This is a genomic window from Enterobacter cloacae complex sp. P38RS, assembly GCF_014930775.1.
In the GTDB taxonomy this organism is placed as follows: domain Bacteria; phylum Pseudomonadota; class Gammaproteobacteria; order Enterobacterales; family Enterobacteriaceae; genus Enterobacter; species Enterobacter bugandensis.
The window spans coordinates 270,515-286,831 of the sequence record NZ_JADBRS010000003.1; the positions used below are offsets into that span (position 1 = coordinate 270,515).

At 55.9% G+C, this 16,317-nt stretch carries 15 protein-coding genes and 1 other RNA gene; 4 read left to right on the forward strand and 12 right to left on the reverse strand.

Going from position 1 to position 16,317, the window contains the following annotated elements; translation table 11 throughout:
- Positions 1-11: 11 nt before the first annotated feature.
- Genes ubiH through IM303_RS07120 form a run of 3 tightly spaced genes read right to left on the reverse strand, consistent with a single transcriptional unit; the run spans position 12 to position 3,110 of the window.
- Entirely contained in the window at positions 12-1,190 is a 1,179-nt protein-coding gene (ubiH, locus tag IM303_RS07110; RefSeq protein ID WP_193359757.1) for a 2-octaprenyl-6-methoxyphenyl hydroxylase, read from the reverse strand.
- On the reverse strand, positions 1,187-2,500 hold the full coding sequence (gene pepP / locus IM303_RS07115) for a Xaa-Pro aminopeptidase (RefSeq protein WP_028014332.1): 1,314 nt from the start codon (positions 2,498-2,500) through the stop codon (positions 1,187-1,189). The genes ubiH and pepP overlap by 4 nt, the downstream gene beginning before the upstream one ends.
- A gap of 31 nt (positions 2,501-2,531) precedes the next feature.
- On the reverse strand, positions 2,532-3,110 hold the full coding sequence (locus tag IM303_RS07120; RefSeq protein ID WP_028014333.1) for a YecA family protein: 579 nt from the start codon (positions 3,108-3,110) through the stop codon (positions 2,532-2,534).
- 167 nt (positions 3,111-3,277) lie between these two features.
- Between IM303_RS07120 and zapA the strand changes: the two genes are divergently transcribed.
- The 3 genes from zapA to IM303_RS07135 all read left to right on the forward strand — a co-directional run bounded on the left by zapA (position 3,278) and on the right by IM303_RS07135 (position 4,453).
- Complete coding sequence (gene zapA, locus IM303_RS07125; protein ID WP_006811891.1) at positions 3,278-3,607, forward strand: cell division protein ZapA; 330 nt, start codon at positions 3,278-3,280, stop codon at positions 3,605-3,607.
- 41 nt (positions 3,608-3,648) lie between these two features.
- Positions 3,649-3,832, forward strand: a non-coding RNA gene (ssrS, locus tag IM303_RS07130) — 6S RNA.
- A 24-nt stretch (positions 3,833-3,856) separates the two neighbouring features.
- The gene (locus IM303_RS07135) at positions 3,857-4,453 is read left to right on the forward strand and encodes a 5-formyltetrahydrofolate cyclo-ligase (protein ID WP_192971649.1); all 597 of its coding nucleotides are present in this window, start codon (positions 3,857-3,859) and stop codon (positions 4,451-4,453) included.
- A 96-nt stretch (positions 4,454-4,549) separates the two neighbouring features.
- Here IM303_RS07135 and serA read toward each other — a convergent pair whose 3' ends face one another.
- Positions 4,550-5,782 carry a phosphoglycerate dehydrogenase gene (serA, locus tag IM303_RS07140; RefSeq protein ID WP_041908347.1) on the reverse strand — a complete coding sequence of 411 codons (1,233 nt, stop codon included), beginning with the start codon at positions 5,780-5,782 and terminating at the stop codon, positions 4,550-4,552.
- Between the two features lie 266 nt (positions 5,783-6,048).
- On the reverse strand, positions 6,049-6,708 hold the full coding sequence (gene rpiA / locus IM303_RS07145) for a ribose-5-phosphate isomerase RpiA (RefSeq protein WP_003860091.1): 660 nt from the start codon (positions 6,706-6,708) through the stop codon (positions 6,049-6,051).
- A 127-nt stretch (positions 6,709-6,835) separates the two neighbouring features.
- On the opposite strand from rpiA, the gene argP reads away from it, so the two are divergent.
- The gene (gene argP, locus IM303_RS07150; protein WP_003860089.1) at positions 6,836-7,729 is read left to right on the forward strand and encodes a DNA-binding transcriptional regulator ArgP; all 894 of its coding nucleotides are present in this window, start codon (positions 6,836-6,838) and stop codon (positions 7,727-7,729) included.
- A 43-nt stretch (positions 7,730-7,772) separates the two neighbouring features.
- On the opposite strand, the gene IM303_RS07155 is transcribed toward argP, so the two are convergent.
- The 7 genes from IM303_RS07155 to tkt form a co-directional block, all read right to left on the reverse strand.
- Positions 7,773-8,504 carry an oxidative stress defense protein gene (locus tag IM303_RS07155; RefSeq protein WP_028014336.1) on the reverse strand — a complete coding sequence of 244 codons (732 nt, stop codon included), beginning with the start codon at positions 8,502-8,504 and terminating at the stop codon, positions 7,773-7,775.
- A gap of 92 nt (positions 8,505-8,596) precedes the next feature.
- Positions 8,597-9,232: an arginine exporter ArgO gene (gene argO / locus IM303_RS07160; protein ID WP_047367435.1), complete on the reverse strand. Its 636-nt coding sequence runs from the start codon at positions 9,230-9,232 to the stop codon at positions 8,597-8,599.
- Positions 9,233-9,377: 145 nt separating this feature from the next.
- Entirely contained in the window at positions 9,378-10,232 is an 855-nt protein-coding gene (mscS, locus tag IM303_RS07165; protein ID WP_193359758.1) for a small-conductance mechanosensitive channel MscS, read from the reverse strand.
- Positions 10,233-10,418: 186 nt separating this feature from the next.
- Positions 10,419-11,498, reverse strand: a complete 1,080-nt coding sequence (gene fbaA, locus IM303_RS07170) for a class II fructose-bisphosphate aldolase (RefSeq protein WP_008499731.1) — start codon at positions 11,496-11,498, stop codon at positions 10,419-10,421.
- Between the two features lie 92 nt (positions 11,499-11,590).
- Positions 11,591-12,754, reverse strand: coding sequence for a phosphoglycerate kinase (pgk, locus tag IM303_RS07175; RefSeq protein WP_028014337.1), 1,164 nt, complete (start codon positions 12,752-12,754; stop codon positions 11,591-11,593).
- Positions 12,755-12,803: 49 nt separating this feature from the next.
- Positions 12,804-13,823 (reverse strand): erythrose-4-phosphate dehydrogenase, encoded by a 1,020-nt coding sequence (epd, locus tag IM303_RS07180; RefSeq protein WP_193359759.1) that lies wholly within the window; start codon positions 13,821-13,823, stop codon positions 12,804-12,806.
- 325 nt (positions 13,824-14,148) lie between these two features.
- Positions 14,149-16,140 carry a transketolase gene (tkt, locus tag IM303_RS07185; RefSeq protein WP_045260752.1) on the reverse strand — a complete coding sequence of 664 codons (1,992 nt, stop codon included), beginning with the start codon at positions 16,138-16,140 and terminating at the stop codon, positions 14,149-14,151.
- Positions 16,141-16,317 lie beyond the last annotated feature (177 nt).

Below are 16,317 nucleotides of genomic sequence, written 5' to 3' on the forward strand. Positions count from 1 at the left end.
GTGATAACTCCTTAACGCGCGACCCAACCCAGGGTCCGCTGCGCCAGCACGTCACGTGCCGGAATGAACAGTTCCATCGCCATCAGCCCGAGGTTGCGACCAACAACCAGCGGCGCCCAGCGATTGGCAAAGAGATGGACTAAACCATCGGTGACGCCAATCGTCGCCTCTTTATCGGCCTGACGTCGCGCCTGGTAATGGCTTAGCACCGGGTAAGCGCCACAGTCTTTTTGTTCGCTCCACGCCCGCGAAAGCGTTTCGGCCAGGCTCATCACATCTCGCAGGCCGAGGTTAAAGCCCTGCCCGGCGATGGGGTGGAGGGTTTGCGCCGCGTTGCCGACCAGCGCCACGCGGTGAGAAACAGACTGTGATGCCGTGGTTAACGACAGTGGATAGACCGCACGTTTCCCGGCATGGGTAATACGCCCCAGCCGCCAGCCAAAGGCTTTCTGCAGCTCGGTACAAAAACGTTCGTCGGACCAGGATTTAACCTCTTCGGCCTTTTCCTGCGGGTGGCACCAGACCAGCGAGCAGCGCCCGCCCGTCATCGGCAGCATCGCCAGCGGGCCGTGCTGGGTGAAGCGCTCAAACGCCCGGCCGTTGTGTTCTGCTGCGGTCGAGACGTTCGCGATGACCGCGACCTGCCCGTAAGGCTGCTGCCGCCACTCTACCCCGCACTGGGTGCCGAGCGCCGAGCGCGACCCGTCAGCCGCCACCAGAAGCTGTCCGTCAAGCACGGTGCCATTGTCCAGCGTTACGCTGACCGCGTCTTCACTGCGGGTGAAGCTGGCAACGCGTGCCGGGCAGTGCAGCGTAACGCCCGGCGCGTCCTGCAACAGGCGGAACAGGCGCAGGCCAATATCGTGCAGTTCAACGACCTGACCCAGCGCGTCAATACGGTAATCATGGGCATCCAGCGTCACAAACCCGGCATGACCGCGATCGCTCACGTGCACGGTATTAATGGCGGTAGCGCAGTCGGCGATGGCCTGCCAGATGCCAATGCGGGATAGCTGCTGGCAGGTGCCCTGCGCCAGGGCAATGGCGCGGGAATCAAACCCAGGGTGATTCTTCGCCTGCGGCGCGACGGCTTCAACCAGATGCACCGGAAGCTGCCCCTTCGTCAAATGCGAGATGGCTAACGCCAGCGTGGCGCCAGTCATGCCGCCGCCAACGATAATCACGCTCATACGCGCGCCGCTGCCATCAGCGCCTCGATATCGTCCGCTTTTTTCACCACGCTCGCGGTCAGGTTTTCGTTGCCGGTTTCGGTGATGACGATGTCGTCTTCAATACGAATGCCAATTCCGCGGTATTCCTCTGGCACGTCGGCATCCGGCGCGATGTACAGCCCCGGCTCGACGGTCAGCACCATGCCCGGTTCAAGCACGCGCGAACGTTCAGGGCCGTACGCGCCCACGTCGTGCACGTCCAGCCCCAGCCAGTGGCTCAGGCCGTGCATAAAGTACGGGCGGTGAGCATTCTCGGTAATCAGGGTGTCGACATCCCCTTTGAGGATCCCAAGCTTAACCAGCCCGGTAATCATGATACGCACCACCTCACCGGTCACCTCCTGAATGGAGGTGCCCGGGCGATACAGCGTCAGCGCCGTCTCGAGAGATTCGAGAACGATGTCATAAATCGCCCGCTGCGCTGGCGAAAACTTGCCGTTCACCGGGAAGGTACGCGTGATGTCGCCCGCGTAGCCCTGATATTCGCAACCGGCGTCAATCAGCACCAGATCGCCGTCGCGCAGCGCGCTTTCGTTTTCGGTGTAGTGCAGAATGCAGCCGTTTTCCCCGCCGCCAACGATGGTGTTGTAGGAGGGATAACGCGCGCCGTGGCGGTTAAATTCGTGGTGAATTTCGCCTTCCAGCTGGTATTCAAACATTCCGGGACGACATTTTTCCATCGCGCGGGTGTGCGCCAGAGCGCTGATTTCGCCCGCACGGCGCAGCACGTTCAGCTCTTCTTCAGATTTAAACAGACGCATCTCGTGCACCACCGGACGCCAGTCCGTGAGGGTGGCGGGCGCGGACAGGTTCTGCCGCGAGCCTTTACGCAGTTTTTCCAGCGCGTTGAAAACAATCTCATCGGCGTAGGCGTATTCGCCCTGCGCGTGGTAGAGCACGTCGAGGCCATTAAGCAGCTGATAGAGCTGCTGGTTGATTTCGCTAAACGCCAGCGCGCGGTCAACGCCCAGCTTTTCCGGGGCGGCCTCTTGCCCTAAGCGGCGGCCAAACCAGATCTCAGCGGTTAAGTCTCGTACGCGGTTGAAAATCACGCTGTGGTTGTGGGTGTCATTGCTCTTAATCAGCACCAGCACCGCTTCCGGCTCGTTGAAGCCGGTGAAGTACCAGAAATCGCTGCTCTGGCGATAGGGGTATTCGCTGTCGGCGCTGCGCGTCACTTCCGGCGCGGCAAAAATCAGCGCCGCGCTTCCCGGCTGCATGTTTGCCAGCAGCGCCTGACGACGGCGCAAATACTCTTGTTGCGAGATAACCATGACACCCTCCTGTGCGTTATTTTTCTTAATGTAAGGTTGGCTTGCGAACTTCCGGCGCGGTCGGCTGCGAGCGCGTAAAGTTGTCGTGGCACAACAGCGCCGCCACGCGCACGTACTCGATGATCTCTTCGAGAGACATTTCCAGCTCTTCCTGATCTTCCTCTTCATCGTAGCCAAGCTGGGCGATGTTGCGCAGATCGTCAATCGCTTCACCCGCTTCGCCGGTGACTTTATCAAGCTTAGGCTGGGTGACGCCCAGGCCAAGCAGATAGTGGTTTACCCACCCCGCGAGCGCATCGGCGCGATCGAAGACGCTGACATCGTCGCCTTCAGGCAGATAAAGCTGAAAAAGGAAGCCATCGTCTTCCAGCGAATCGCTGGTTGCCGCGTGCATTTTTCGCAGCGCTTCCGCCAGTTCGTGGCCAAACGCCAGCCCTTCGTTGGTGAGGTCGTGGATCAGCGGCTGCCATGAGCTGTCGCTGTTTCCGCCGCACAGTATGCCGCTGATCAGACCGTGCATTTCGGCAGGGGTAAGACCGACTCCCTGCTGGTTAAGTAACTGGTTTAAATCTTTGTAACCAGGCATTTCGTTCTGTATAGACATACGCATTCGTCATCAAAGGGAGGATATTCATGATATGCTACCACTTTGGACCCTGGTGATACCAGAAAAGGGCTTGTATCTTCACATCAGGGTAGCTATAGTGTCGCCCCTTCGCAGCCCCCGGGGCAGTAAGCGAAGGCAGCGCAGTCAATCAGCAGGAAGGTGGCATGTCTGCACAACCCGTCGATCTCCAGATTTTTGGCCGTTCACTGCGAGTGAATTGTCCACCTGAACAAAGGGATGCTTTGAATCAGGCTGCGGACGATTTGAATCAGCGGTTGCAAGATCTAAAAGAACGCACTAGAGTCACAAATACTGAGCAGCTGGTTTTCATCGCCGCGTTGAACATCAGCTATGAACTGACTCAGGAAAAAGCGAAGACCCGCGATTACGCGGCTAGCATGGAGCAGCGCATTAAAATGCTCCAGCAGACCATTGAACAGGCGTTGCTTGATCAAGGTCGCAATCCCGAAAGACCGGGACCAAAGTTTGAATAACACTTCGCAGTTGACTATGGTAGAGTAACTGTGAAGACAAAATTTCTCTGAGATGTTTGCAAGCGGGCCAGTCCCCTGAGCCGATATTTCATACCACAAGAATGTGGCGCTCCATGGTTGGTGAGCATGCTCGGTTCGTCCGAGAAGCCTTAAAACTATGACGACACATTCACCTTGAACCAAGGGTTCAAGGGTTACAGCCTGCGGCGGCATCTCGGAGATTCCCTCTCTCTTCTTCTACCGACTACCATGACTCAATTCCCTGAAGTTTCTGCTTCACGCCAGGATATCCGTCAGCTCATTCGCCAGCGTCGTCGCGCCCTGACGCCTGAACAACAAGCACACTTTGCGCAGCAAGCCGCTGCCCGCATGATGGCCTATCCGCCCGTGGTGATGGCAAACACCGTCGCGCTCTTTCTCTCGTTTGACGGCGAACTGGACACACAGCCGCTTATCGACCAGCTCTGGCGCGCCGGGAAAAAAGTTTACCTGCCGGTACTGCATCCGTTCAGCCGGGGCAATCTGCTGTTTCTGCACTACCATCCGCACAGCGAGCTGGTGGTGAATCGTCTGAAAATTACCGAGCCGAAACTCGACGTGCGCGACGTATTACCGCTGTCACAGCTGGACGTGCTGATTACGCCGCTGGTGGCGTTTGATGAACAGGGCCAGCGATTAGGCATGGGCGGGGGGTTCTATGACAGAACGCTGCAAAACTGGCAGCAGTATGGGTTGCAGCCGGTAGGGTATGCGCATGATTGCCAGGCTGTAGAAGCCTTGCCGGTGGAGAAATGGGATGTGCCGCTGCCGGCGGTGGTGACGCCCAGCAAAATCTGGGTCTGGTAGAATAAAGCCGGGTGGCGCTTACGCTTACCCGGCCAACAAAAACTCAACGTAGGTCGGGTAAGGCGTAGCAGCCACCCGACACCACAGATCGCACCATCAGTACAACAGACGCGCGCGAATCGTTCCCGGAATGGCCTTCATGCTCTGCAACGCTTTTTCAGCCACGTCTTCATCCGCTTCGATATCAATGACCACATAGCCCATCTGCGAGTTGGTCTGCAGATACTGGGCGGCAATGTTGACGCTCTGCTCGGCAAAAATCTGGTTAATTGCGGTCAGCACGCCAGGACGGTTTTCGTGGATGTGCAGCAGACGACGACCGCCGTGCAGCGGCAGAGACACTTCCGGGAAGTTCACAGCAGAGAGCGTAGAACCGTTGTCGGAGTATTTGCTCAGCTTACCCGCCACTTCCAGACCAATATTCTCCTGCGCTTCCTGAGTAGAACCGCCGATGTGCGGCGTCAGGATCACGTTGTCGAATTCGCACAGCGGAGAGTTAAACGGATCGCTGTTGGTGGCCGGTTCCGTCGGGAACACGTCGATGGCCGCCCCCGCCAGATGCTTACGCTTCAGCGCATCGCACAGCGCAGGGATATCGACCACCGTACCACGCGCGGCGTTGATCAGCAGAGATCCCGGTTTCATCAGCGCTAGCTCTTCCGCGCCCATCATGTTTTTGGTGGAGGCGTTTTCCGGCACGTGCAGGCTGACCACGTCGCTCATGTTCAGCAGGTCAGACAGATGCTGTACCTGCGTCGCGTTACCCAGCGGCAGCTTGCTTTCGATATCGTAGAAGTAGACGTGCATCCCCAGCGATTCCGCCAGGATCCCCAGTTGGGTACCGATGTGGCCGTAGCCGATGATACCCAGCTTTTTACCACGGGCTTCGTATGAGCCCGCGGCCAGTTTGTTCCACACGCCGCGGTGCGCTTTGGCGTTAGCTTCCGGGATACCGCGCAGCAGCAGCAGCAGCTCGCCAATTACCAGCTCCGCCACGGAACGGGTGTTAGAGAACGGGGCGTTAAAGACCGGGATACCGCGTTTTGCGGCAGCGTTCAGGTCGACCTGGTTGGTGCCGATGCAGAAACAGCCAATAGCAACCAGCTTTTCTGCCGCGGCAATCACGTCTTCAGTCAGATGGGTACGGGATCGCAGGCCAATGAAGTGGGCATCACGGATGGCGGCTTTCAGCTCTTCCGTGTCCAGCGCGCCTTTGTGAAATTCGATGTTGGTGTAACCCGCCGCACGAAGGCTATCAAGCGCTTTCTGATGCACGCCCTCGACCAGCAGGAATTTAATCTTGTCTTTCTCCAGTGATACCTTTGCCATTTCCCCGACCCTGTTTTTATCTGAACTGATGTTGTGCTGGATTGAAATCCGCTGTAGCCAACATATCAAAAAAAACTATTGCAGCAATATGAACGTTTGCGTCGGCACTCTGAAGAAAAGTCATACAGGGCAAAATGACAGAGTAAAATGCTGAGGAAATTTACAAACGTGGCAGGATCGGCAAAAGAGGCGGAAAAGCGTGACACAAGTCACCAAATTTAGCTTTTCAAAAATTTTTTAGCGGGGGGAGCACTCCCCCCATCAGATCATTTTACGATGGTTTTCACACCGTCAGCCGTACCGATCAGCGCCACATCCGCGCCGCGGTTGGCAAATAACCCTACGGTGACGACGCCTGGAATGCCGTTGATGGCGTTTTCCAGCGCAATCGCGTCGAGAATCTCCAGACCGTGAACATCGAGGATGACGTTACCGTTGTCGGTGACCACGCCCTGACGGTATTCCGGACGGCCGCCCAGCTTCACCAGCTGACGGGCAACCGCACTGCGCGCCATCGGGATCACTTCAACCGGCAGCGGGAAATTACCCAGAATGTCGACCTGCTTGGAGGCATCCGCGATGCAGATGAACTTGTCCGCCACGGAGGCGATGATCTTTTCACGGGTCAGCGCCGCGCCGCCGCCTTTGATCATCTGCATATGGCCGTTGATTTCATCCGCGCCATCAACGTAAATGCCCAGACGATCCACTTCGTTGAGATCGAAAACGGTAATGCCGAGGCTTTTCAGCTTTTCCGTGGACGCATCGGAGCTGGAAACCGCGCCCTCGATCTGCCCCTTCATCGTGCCCAGTGCATCGATAAAGTGCGCCGCCGTTGACCCCGTACCAACACCGACAATGGTCCCTGGCTGTACGTACTGGAGAGCGGCCCATCCTACTGCTTTTTTCAGTTCATCCTGCGTCATGATCGTTTTGCCTGTGGTGTGAAAACTCAGGGCGCATTATAGAACACGTCGAATGGATTTCGTCTGTCAGGAAGGGAAAATTGTGTCATAGTGCAGATTAAGCAAAATTTAGGAGCCAGCCAGAGCAATGAAACGTCCGGACTACAGAACACTACAGGCACTTGATGCAGTTATTCGTGAACGCGGCTTTGAGCGCGCAGCGCAAAAGCTGTGCATCACCCAGTCCGCCGTATCACAACGTATCAAACAGCTTGAAAACATGTTCGGGCAGCCGCTGCTGGTGCGTACCGTACCGCCGCGCCCAACGGAGCAAGGTCAAAAGCTTCTCGCCCTGCTGCGTCAGGTTGAACTGCTGGAAGACGAGTGGCTGGGTGACGAACAAACGGGTTCCACGCCGCTGCTGCTCTCGCTGGCGGTGAACGCCGACAGTCTGGCGACCTGGCTGCTGCCGGCTCTTGCGCCGGTGCTGGCCGACTCCCCTATCCGCCTGAATCTTCAGGTCGAAGATGAAACCCGCACCCAGGAGCGCCTGCGTCGCGGCGAAGTGGTTGGGGCGGTCAGTATCCAGCCTCAGGCCCTGCCAAGCTGTCTTGTCGATCAGCTGGGCGCGCTCGACTACCTGTTTGTCGGTTCAAAAGCCTTTGCGGAGCGCTACTTCCCGAATGGCGTCACCCGCGCCGCGCTGCTGAAAGCCCCTGCCGTGGCGTTCGACCATCTGGACGATATGCACCAGGCGTTTTTGCAGCAAAACTTCGATCTGCCGCCGGGCAGCGTGCCGTGTCATATCGTTAACTCGTCCGAAGCCTTTGTGCAGCTGGCGCGTCAGGGCACCACCTGTTGCATGATCCCGCATTTACAGATTGAGAAAGAGTTGAAAAGCGGTGAGCTGATTGACCTGACGCCGGGGCTGTATCAGCGCCGGATGCTCTACTGGCACCGTTTTGCGCCGGAAAGCCGCATGATGCGCAACGTGACTGATGCGCTGCTGGCATTTGGACATAAGGTGTTGAGACAGGATTAAAATGAAAAGCCGGGTGGCGGCTACGCCTTACCCGGCTTATTGATTATTGTGCAGGTTTCGGCTGTGCTGCAACGGGTTCCAGCTGGAACACCACATCAACCTGATCGTCGAACTGAATCGTTGGCTGCTCGTAGGTTTCCTGAGCAGAAACCGGCGCGGCGTCCGCCTTCATCATCCGAACCATCGGGCTTGGCTGGTAGTTAGAGACGTGGTAACGCACGCTGTATACCGGGCCAAGCTTGCTCTTGAAGCCAGACGCCAGCTGTTCCGCCTGATGAATGGCATCATCAATCGCCGCTTTACGCGCTTCGTCTTTGTATTTCTCCGGTTGCGCAACGCCCAGCGACACGGAACGGATTTCGTTCAGGCCGGCCTTCAGCGCGCCGTCCAGCAGAGAGTTCAGCTTGTCCAGCTGACGCACGGTCACTTCCACAGTGCGCACGGCGCGATAGCCTTTCAGGATACTTTTGCCGTTCTGGTAGTCGTAATCGGGCTGGGTACGCAGGTTCGCAGAGCTGATGTCTTTTTTAGCAACACCGTTCTGTTCCAGGAAAGAGAGATATTGCGCAACACGATCGTCTGCCTGTTTTTTGGCGGAAGCGGCATCTTTCGCCGCCACATTCACTTCAATTGCGAGGGTTGCAACATCCGGTACCGCGTCCACGCTTGCGGTGCCTGACGTGACGATGTGCGGGCCATCCGGCAGTTCACTTGCCTGCGCCGACACCGCACCGAAACTTACTAATGCCGCGAGGGCCATCACTTTAAACTTCACTGTCATTCCTCCATGTTGCGAAGAGTGCCCTAACAACAGGGCTCATGCCAGCAAGCTTAGCGGGTCTTGCTCAGTTGTCCATAAGACAAGGATTAGTTGAACAATTCCTGGACGTGGTGAATGCCCTCTTTTGCCAGCTGAAAAGCAATAAACCACATCACCAGCCCCACCAGGGTATTAATAATGCGCTGGGCTTTGGCAGTCCGCAGACGAGGCGCCAGCCATGCCGCCAGAATGGCGAGACCGAAGAACCAGAGGAAAGAGGCGCTAACCGTGCCGAGCGCAAACCAGCGTTTCGGCTCAACGTCCAGCTGTCCGCCCAGGCTGCCCAGCACTACGAAGGTATCGAGATAAACGTGCGGGTTAAGCCAGGTGACCGCCAGCATGGTGACGATAATCTTCCAGCGGCCCTGCTTCATCACTTCGGCGCTTGCCAGCTCAATGTTGCTGCTCATCGCCGTTTTCAGGGCACCGAATCCGTACCACAGCAGAAACGCCACGCCGCCCCAGGTCACCAGCGCCAGCAGCCAGGGGGACTGCATCAGCAGCGCGCTGCCGCCAAAAATGCCGGCGCAAATCAGCAGCAGATCGCTCACCGCGCACAGCAGGGCAATCATCAGATGATACTGGCGACGAATGCCCTGATTCATCACGAAGGCGTTTTGCGGGCCGAGGGGTAAAATCATGGCCGCACCTAAGGCAAGCCCTTGAAAATAATAAGATAGCATGACGATTTTCTCGCAGTGTTGTTCTGGAGGCTGACTATACTGCGCGAATCACATTAGAGGAAATGGATAATATTAATTGGGTATTAGCGGAGCTTATGAAAGTAAAGCCCGGTGGCGCGAGCGCTTACCGGGCCTACGGGTGACGTTATTCTGCTTCTTTGACTTTTTTGACGTTTACGTCCATCTGCGGGTAAGGGAAGCTGATGCCGTTGGCGTCGAAATCGAGCTTGATGCGCTCCAGCACATCCCAGTAAACGTTTTGCAGATCGCTGCTTTTGCTCCAGATACGCACCACGAAGTTAATAGAGGAAGCACCCAGTTCATTCAGGCGAACCGTCTGCTCGCGGTCCTTCAGAATGCGGTCGTCAGAGGCGATGATATTTGCGATCAGCGACTTCACCTGATCGATATCGGAATCATACGCCACGCTGATGATGAGCTCGTTACGACGCACCGGCTCGCGGGAGAAGTTAATGATATTCCCCGCAATGATTTTCCCGTTCGGTACCACCACAATACGACCATCGACGGTACGCAGGGTGGTAGAGAAAATCTGTACCTGCAACACGGTACCGGCGATGCCGCCAAGGTCAACATATTCACCGGAGCGGAACGGACGGAAAGTCACAAGCAGTACGCCCGCCGCCAGGTTTGAAAGCGAGCCCTGCAGTGCCAGACCAATGGCCAGACCGGCGGCACCGAGAACGGCAATCACGGAGGCGGTTTGCACCCCAACACGGCCCAGCGCGGCAATCAGCGTGAAGGCGATAATGCCGTAGCGCACCAGTGCGGAGAGGAAGTCAGCCACCGTGGCGTCAATGTGTCGTGCGACCATCACACGGTTGACGGCGTTCGACACGATACGCGCCACGATCATCCCGACGATGATGATGGCAATCGCCGCGACAATGTTCACGGCATAGCTCAGCAGCAGGGCCTGGTTGCGCACCAGCCAGTTGCCGGCGTTATTGATGCTGTCTACAACATCGAGTTGTTCCATTTATTCTTCCTTTTGTTAAACCAAAACACAAAATCCATCCCCCATGGAGACAGGCAGGTCAGTAAAGGGTAAACAAAAAGCACCGGCTTTGCCAAACAGATCACAAAAACAGGTATTGCAGGATATTGAAAAAGCATAAAAAAAGGCCCGCATTTGCGGGCCTTCTGATGCTGTTAGCAGCTCAAATTACAGAACGTCGATTGCGTTCAGTTCTTTGAAAGCCTGCTCCAGACGGGTCACCATGGACGTCTGAGCAGCGCGCAGCCATACGCGTGGATCGTAGTATTTCTTGTTCGGCTGGTCTTCGCCTTTCGGGTTGCCCAGCTGGCCCTGCAGGTAAGCTTCGTTCGCTTTGTAGTACTGCAGGATACCGTCCCAGGTTGCCCACTGGGTGTCGGTATCGATGTTCATTTTCACTACGCCGTAGCTTACGGAGTCTTTGATTTCCTGAGCAGAAGAACCGGAACCGCCGTGGAAGACGAAGTTCAGGCTGTTGTGCGGCAGGTTGTGTTTCTTGGAAACGTATTCCTGAGAATCGCGCAGGATGGTCGGGGTCAGAACCACGTTACCTGGCTTATAAACGCCGTGCACGTTACCGAAGGACGCTGCAATGGTGAAGCGCGGGCTGATTTTGCTCAGCTCGGTGTAAGCGTAATCAACGTCTTCTGGCTGGGTGTACAGGGCAGAAGCGTCCATGTGGCTGTTGTCCACGCCGTCTTCTTCACCACCGGTGCAACCCAGTTCGATTTCCAGGGTCATGTCCATTTTGGCCATGCGCGCCAGGTACTTAGAGCAGATCTCGATGTTTTCGTGCAGTGACTCTTCAGACAGGTCGATCATGTGAGAAGAGAACAGTGGCTTACCGGTTGCCGCGAAGTGTTTTTCACCCGCGTCCAGCAGACCGTCGATCCACGGCAGCAGTTTCTTCGCGCAGTGGTCAGTGTGCAGGATAACTGGAACACCGTAGTGTTCAGCCATCTGGTGAACGTGGTGCGCACCAGAGATAGCGCCCAGGATAGCAGCACCCTGAGGAATGTCAGTTTTCACGCCTTTACCTGCGATGAACGCAGCGCCGCCGTTAGAGAACTGAACGATAACCGGTGCTTTAACTTTTGCAGCGGTTTCCAGTACGGCGTTGATGGAGTCGGTACCTACGCAGTTAACTGCTGGCAGAGCGAAGTTGTTTTCTTTAGCTACCTGGAACACTTTCTGTACGTCATCACCAGTGATAACGCCAGGTTTTACGAAATCAAAAATTTTAGACATGTTGCTTAGTCCTGTATCTTCGGCCGTTAGAAAAGGTGCGAGCTCTTAAAAGCGCGCTGAAAATTGGGCAGGTTTCCCTGCCCTTGAATGGCTTACTTCTTAGCGCGCTCTTCGAGCATTGCTACTGCTGGCAGTACTTTGCCTTCCACGAATTCGAGGAATGCGCCGCCACCAGTGGAGATGTAGGAGATCTTGTCAGCGATACCGAACAGGTCGATTGCTGCCAGGGTGTCACCACCGCCTGCGATAGAGAACGCTTCGCTGTCTGCGATTGCGTTAGCCACGATTTCAGTCCCTTTGCGGAAGTTCGGGAATTCGAACACGCCAACAGGACCGTTCCACAGGATAGTTTTTGCGTTTTTCAGGATTTCAGCCAGTTTCTGTGCAGAAACGTCGCCCAGGTCCAGAATCTGCTCTTCGTCTTTGATGTCGTTTACTGATTTCAGGGTCGCGGTTGCGGTTTCGGAGAACTCGGTCGCCACGCGAACGTCAGTTGGAACCGGGATATCACAGGTACCCAGCAGGCGTTTGGCTTCGTCAACCAGGTCTGCTTCGTACAGGGATTTACCCACGTTGTGGCCCTGAGCGGCAACGAAGGTGTTCGCGATACCACCGCCAACGATCAGCTGGTCAGCGATTTTAGACAGGGAATCCAGAACGGTCAGTTTGGTAGACACTTTAGAACCACCAACGATAGCGACCATTGGGCGAGCAGGTTCTTTCAGTGCTTTACCCAGTGCTTCCAGTTCGTCAGCCAGCAGAGGACCCGCACACGCGACGTCTGCGAATTTACCGATACCGTGGGTAGATGCCTGCGCACGGTGCGCAGTACCGAATGCATCCATCACGAATACGTCGCACAGTGCAGCGTATTTTTTGGACAGGGTTTCGTCGTCTTTCTTTTCGCCTTTGTTGAAGCGAACGTTTTCCAGAACAACCAGCTCACCTTCGGCAACGTCTACGCCGTCCAGGTAATCTTTCACCAGGCGAACCGGGTTGGACAGTTTGTCTTTCAGGTAATTAACAACCGGCAGCAGAGAGAACTCTTCGTTGTACTCGCCTTCAGTTGGACGGCCCAGGTGGGAGGTGACCATCACTTTAGCGCCCTGCTTCAGAGCCAGTTCAATGGTTGGCAGAGATGCACGGATACGCGCGTCGCTGGTCACTTTGCCATCTTTAACCGGTACGTTCAGATCGGCACGGATGAAAACGCGTTTACCTGCCAGATCCAGATCGGTCATCTTAATTACAGACATGGTGAATCCTCTCGTTGATTCTTAAAGTTTTGCAAGCGCAAGGTGCGCTCTACCTGAAACCTTTTGCGGCCATGGCTAACGTGGTGTCGAGCATTCGGTTAGCAAAGCCCCATTCGTTATCACACCAGACCAGCGTCTTGATAAGGTGCGCACCACTGACTCGCGTCTGCGTGCCATCCACGATGGCGCTGTGCGGGTCGTGGTTAAAATCTACTGAGACCAACGGTAATTCCGTATAGTCAACTATACCATGAAATGCTCCCTGTGCCGCTTTTTGCAGCAACAGGTTGACTTCACAGGCTTTTACCGGTTTTTTCACCGTCACGCTGAGGTCGATTGCGGTGACGTTTATCGTCGGAACACGCACGGCAATCGCTTCGAAACGGTCATTAAACTGCGGGAAAATTCGGGTGATCCCTGCTGCCAATTTCGTGTCCACCGGGATGATTGACTGGCTCGCCGCGCGAGTGCGTCGTAAATCCGGGTGATAGGCGTCGATAACCTGCTGATCGTGCATGGCGGAGTGAATCGTGGTTACGGTGCCGGATTCAATGCCATACGCATCGTCTAACAGTTTGATGACCGGAATAATGCAGTTGGTGGTGCAGGAGGCGTTGGAAACAATGCGGTGTTCGGCTTGCAGCTCATGCTGGTTGACGCCAAACACGACGGTCGCGTCGAGGTCGTTACTTCCGGGATGAGAAAACAGGACTTTTTTCGCGCCTGCTGTCAGATGCGCTTCGCCGTGTTCGCGGTTGCCATACACACCGGTACAGTCAAGCACGATATCCACACCCAGTTCACGCCAGGGTAGCCCGGAAATGCTGTTCTCATGCAGCACACGAATAGCGTCATCACCCACAAAAAGCTGATCTCTTTCCTGGCGCACATCCCAGGCGAAGCGTCCGTGGCTGGTGTCATACTTCAATAAATGCGCCATGCCAGCAGCATCCGCCAGTTCATTGATTGCCACCACGGTGATTTCCGCCCGACGTCCGGATTCATACAAAGCACGAACCACATTACGCCCGATGCGACCGAAGCCATTAATCGCTACGCGTACGGTCATAGATCTCCTGCAAAGCAATCCCTGAGTTTGAGGTGGCTGAAAGAGTAATCCAGCGACGCCCGAAGGGGAATCTTTGCTATCACAAACTGCGATTGATTGGTCAATTGTCGAACATTTAATCGACTGAAACGCTTCAGCAAGAATAAGCGAATCGGGGAATAAAAGGAATGTCTGTCCAGATGAATAAGCGAGCTATATGACTTGCGTCACATTTTCGTTGGAATAATGACGCAAAAAAAGCCGGGTAAGCGCTAGCGCTTACCCGGCCTACTTTTGAGCCATTTGTAGGCCCGGTCAGCGTAAGCGCCACCGGGCAAAACGGCGATTACAGCAATTCTTTCGCCTTAGCGACAACGTTCTCAACGGTGAAGCCGAACTCTTCGAACAGCTGTTCTGCCGGAGCAGACTCACCGAAGGTGGTCATACCAACGATAGCGCCGTTCAGGCCCACGTATTTGAACCAGTAGTCAGCGATACCCGCTTCCACCGCCACGCGAGCGGAAACCGCTTTAGGCAGTACGGATTCACGGTAAGCCGCATCCTGCTTGTCGAACGCATCGGTAGACGGCATGGAAACCACGCGCGCCTTCACGCCTTCGGCAGTCAGTTTTTCCCATGCTGCTACAGCCAGTTCAACTTCAGAACCGGTCGCGATGAAGATCAGCTCAGGCTGACCCGCGCAATCTTTCAGCACGTAGCCACCGCGGGCGATGTTTGCCAGCTGCTCAGGGGTACGCTCCTGCTGCGCCAGGTTCTGACGGGAGAGGATCAGCGCGGTCGGGCCGTCCTGACGCTCAACGCCGTATTTCCACGCCACCGCAGATTCAACCTGGTCACATGGACGCCATGTGCTCATGTTCGGGGTTACGCGCAGGGAAGCTACCTGCTCTACCGGCTGGTGAGTTGGACCATCTTCGCCCAGACCGATGGAGTCATGGGTGTAGACCATCACCTGACGCTGTTTCATCAGCGCAGCCATACGCACGGCGTTACGTGCATATTCCACGAACATCAGGAAGGTAGAGGTGTACGGCAGGAAACCACCGTGCAGAGCGATACCGTTCGCGATAGCGGTCATACCGAACTCACGTACACCGTAATGGATGTAGTTACCGGCACTGTCTTCGTTGATTGGCTTAGAACCAGACCACAGGGTCAGGTTAGAAGGCGCCAGGTCAGCGGAGCCGCCCAGGAATTCCGGAAGCAGCGGACCGAACGCTTCAATCGCATTCTGAGATGCTTTACGGCTGGCGATTTTAGACGGGTTCGCCTGCAGCTTCGCGATGAATTCGTTGGCTTTCGCGTCGAAGTCAGACGGCATATCGCCTTTCATACGACGGGTGAATTCAGCCGCTTCCTGTGGGAACGCCTTCGCATAGGCAGCGAATTTCTCGTTCCAGGCCGCTTCTTTCGCCTGGCCCACTTCTTTAGCATCCCACTGAGCATAGATCTCAGACGGGATTTCGAAGGCAGGGTGTTTCCAGCCCAGTGCTTCACGGGTCAGTGCGATTTCCGCGTCGCCCAGCGGTGCGCCGTGGGAGTCATGGGTGCCCGCTTTGTTCGGAGAACCGAAGCCGATGATGGTTTTGCACATCAGCAGGGACGGTTTGTCGGTGACTGCGCGAGCTTCTTCTACTGCACGTTTAATCGAGTCAGCATCGTGGCCGTCAACACCACGCACAACGTGCCAGCCGTAGGCTTCGAAACGTGCGGCGGTGTCGTCAGTGAACCAGCCTTCAACGTGACCGTCGATGGAGATACCGTTGTCGTCGTAGAACGCCACCAGTTTGCCCAGTTTCAGGGTACCAGCCAGGGAGCACACTTCGTGAGAAATGCCTTCCATCATGCAGCCGTCGCCCAAGAAAGCGTAGGTGAAGTGGTCAACGATGTCATGGCCAGGACGGTTGAACTGCGCCGCCAGGGTCTTCTCGGCAATCGCCATACCCACAGCGTTAGCAATGCCCTGACCCAGCGGGCCGGTGGTGGTTTCTACGCCAGCGGTGTAGCCCACTTCCGGGTGACCTGGAGTTTTGGAGTGCAGCTGACGGAAGTTTTTCAGCTCTTCGATTGGCAGATCGTAGCCGGTGAGGTGCAGCAGGCTGTAGATCAGCATAGAGCCGTGGCCGTTAGACAGCACGAAACGGTCGCGGTCAGCCCATGCCGGGTTCTGCGGGTTGTGGTTAAGGAAATCACGCCACAGGACTTCGGCGATATCAGCCATACCCATAGGGGCACCCGGGTGGCCGGATTTGGCTTTCTGTACTGCGTCCATGCTCAGCGCACGAATAGCATTAGCAAGCTCTTTACGTGAGGACATTTTAACTCCAGATCGGACTGTTAAAGGCCATGCCCTTGACGACAGCGCGTTTTGGGCTACGCCGGAAAAAAGTGCCAACAATGTAACCCAAGCCGCAGGGCATGTACATGGACCATTCTTTTGCAGCTTAAGAAATCTCTGGATCATGCTCGCATGTTGCGCAATCTGCTCGCCCGC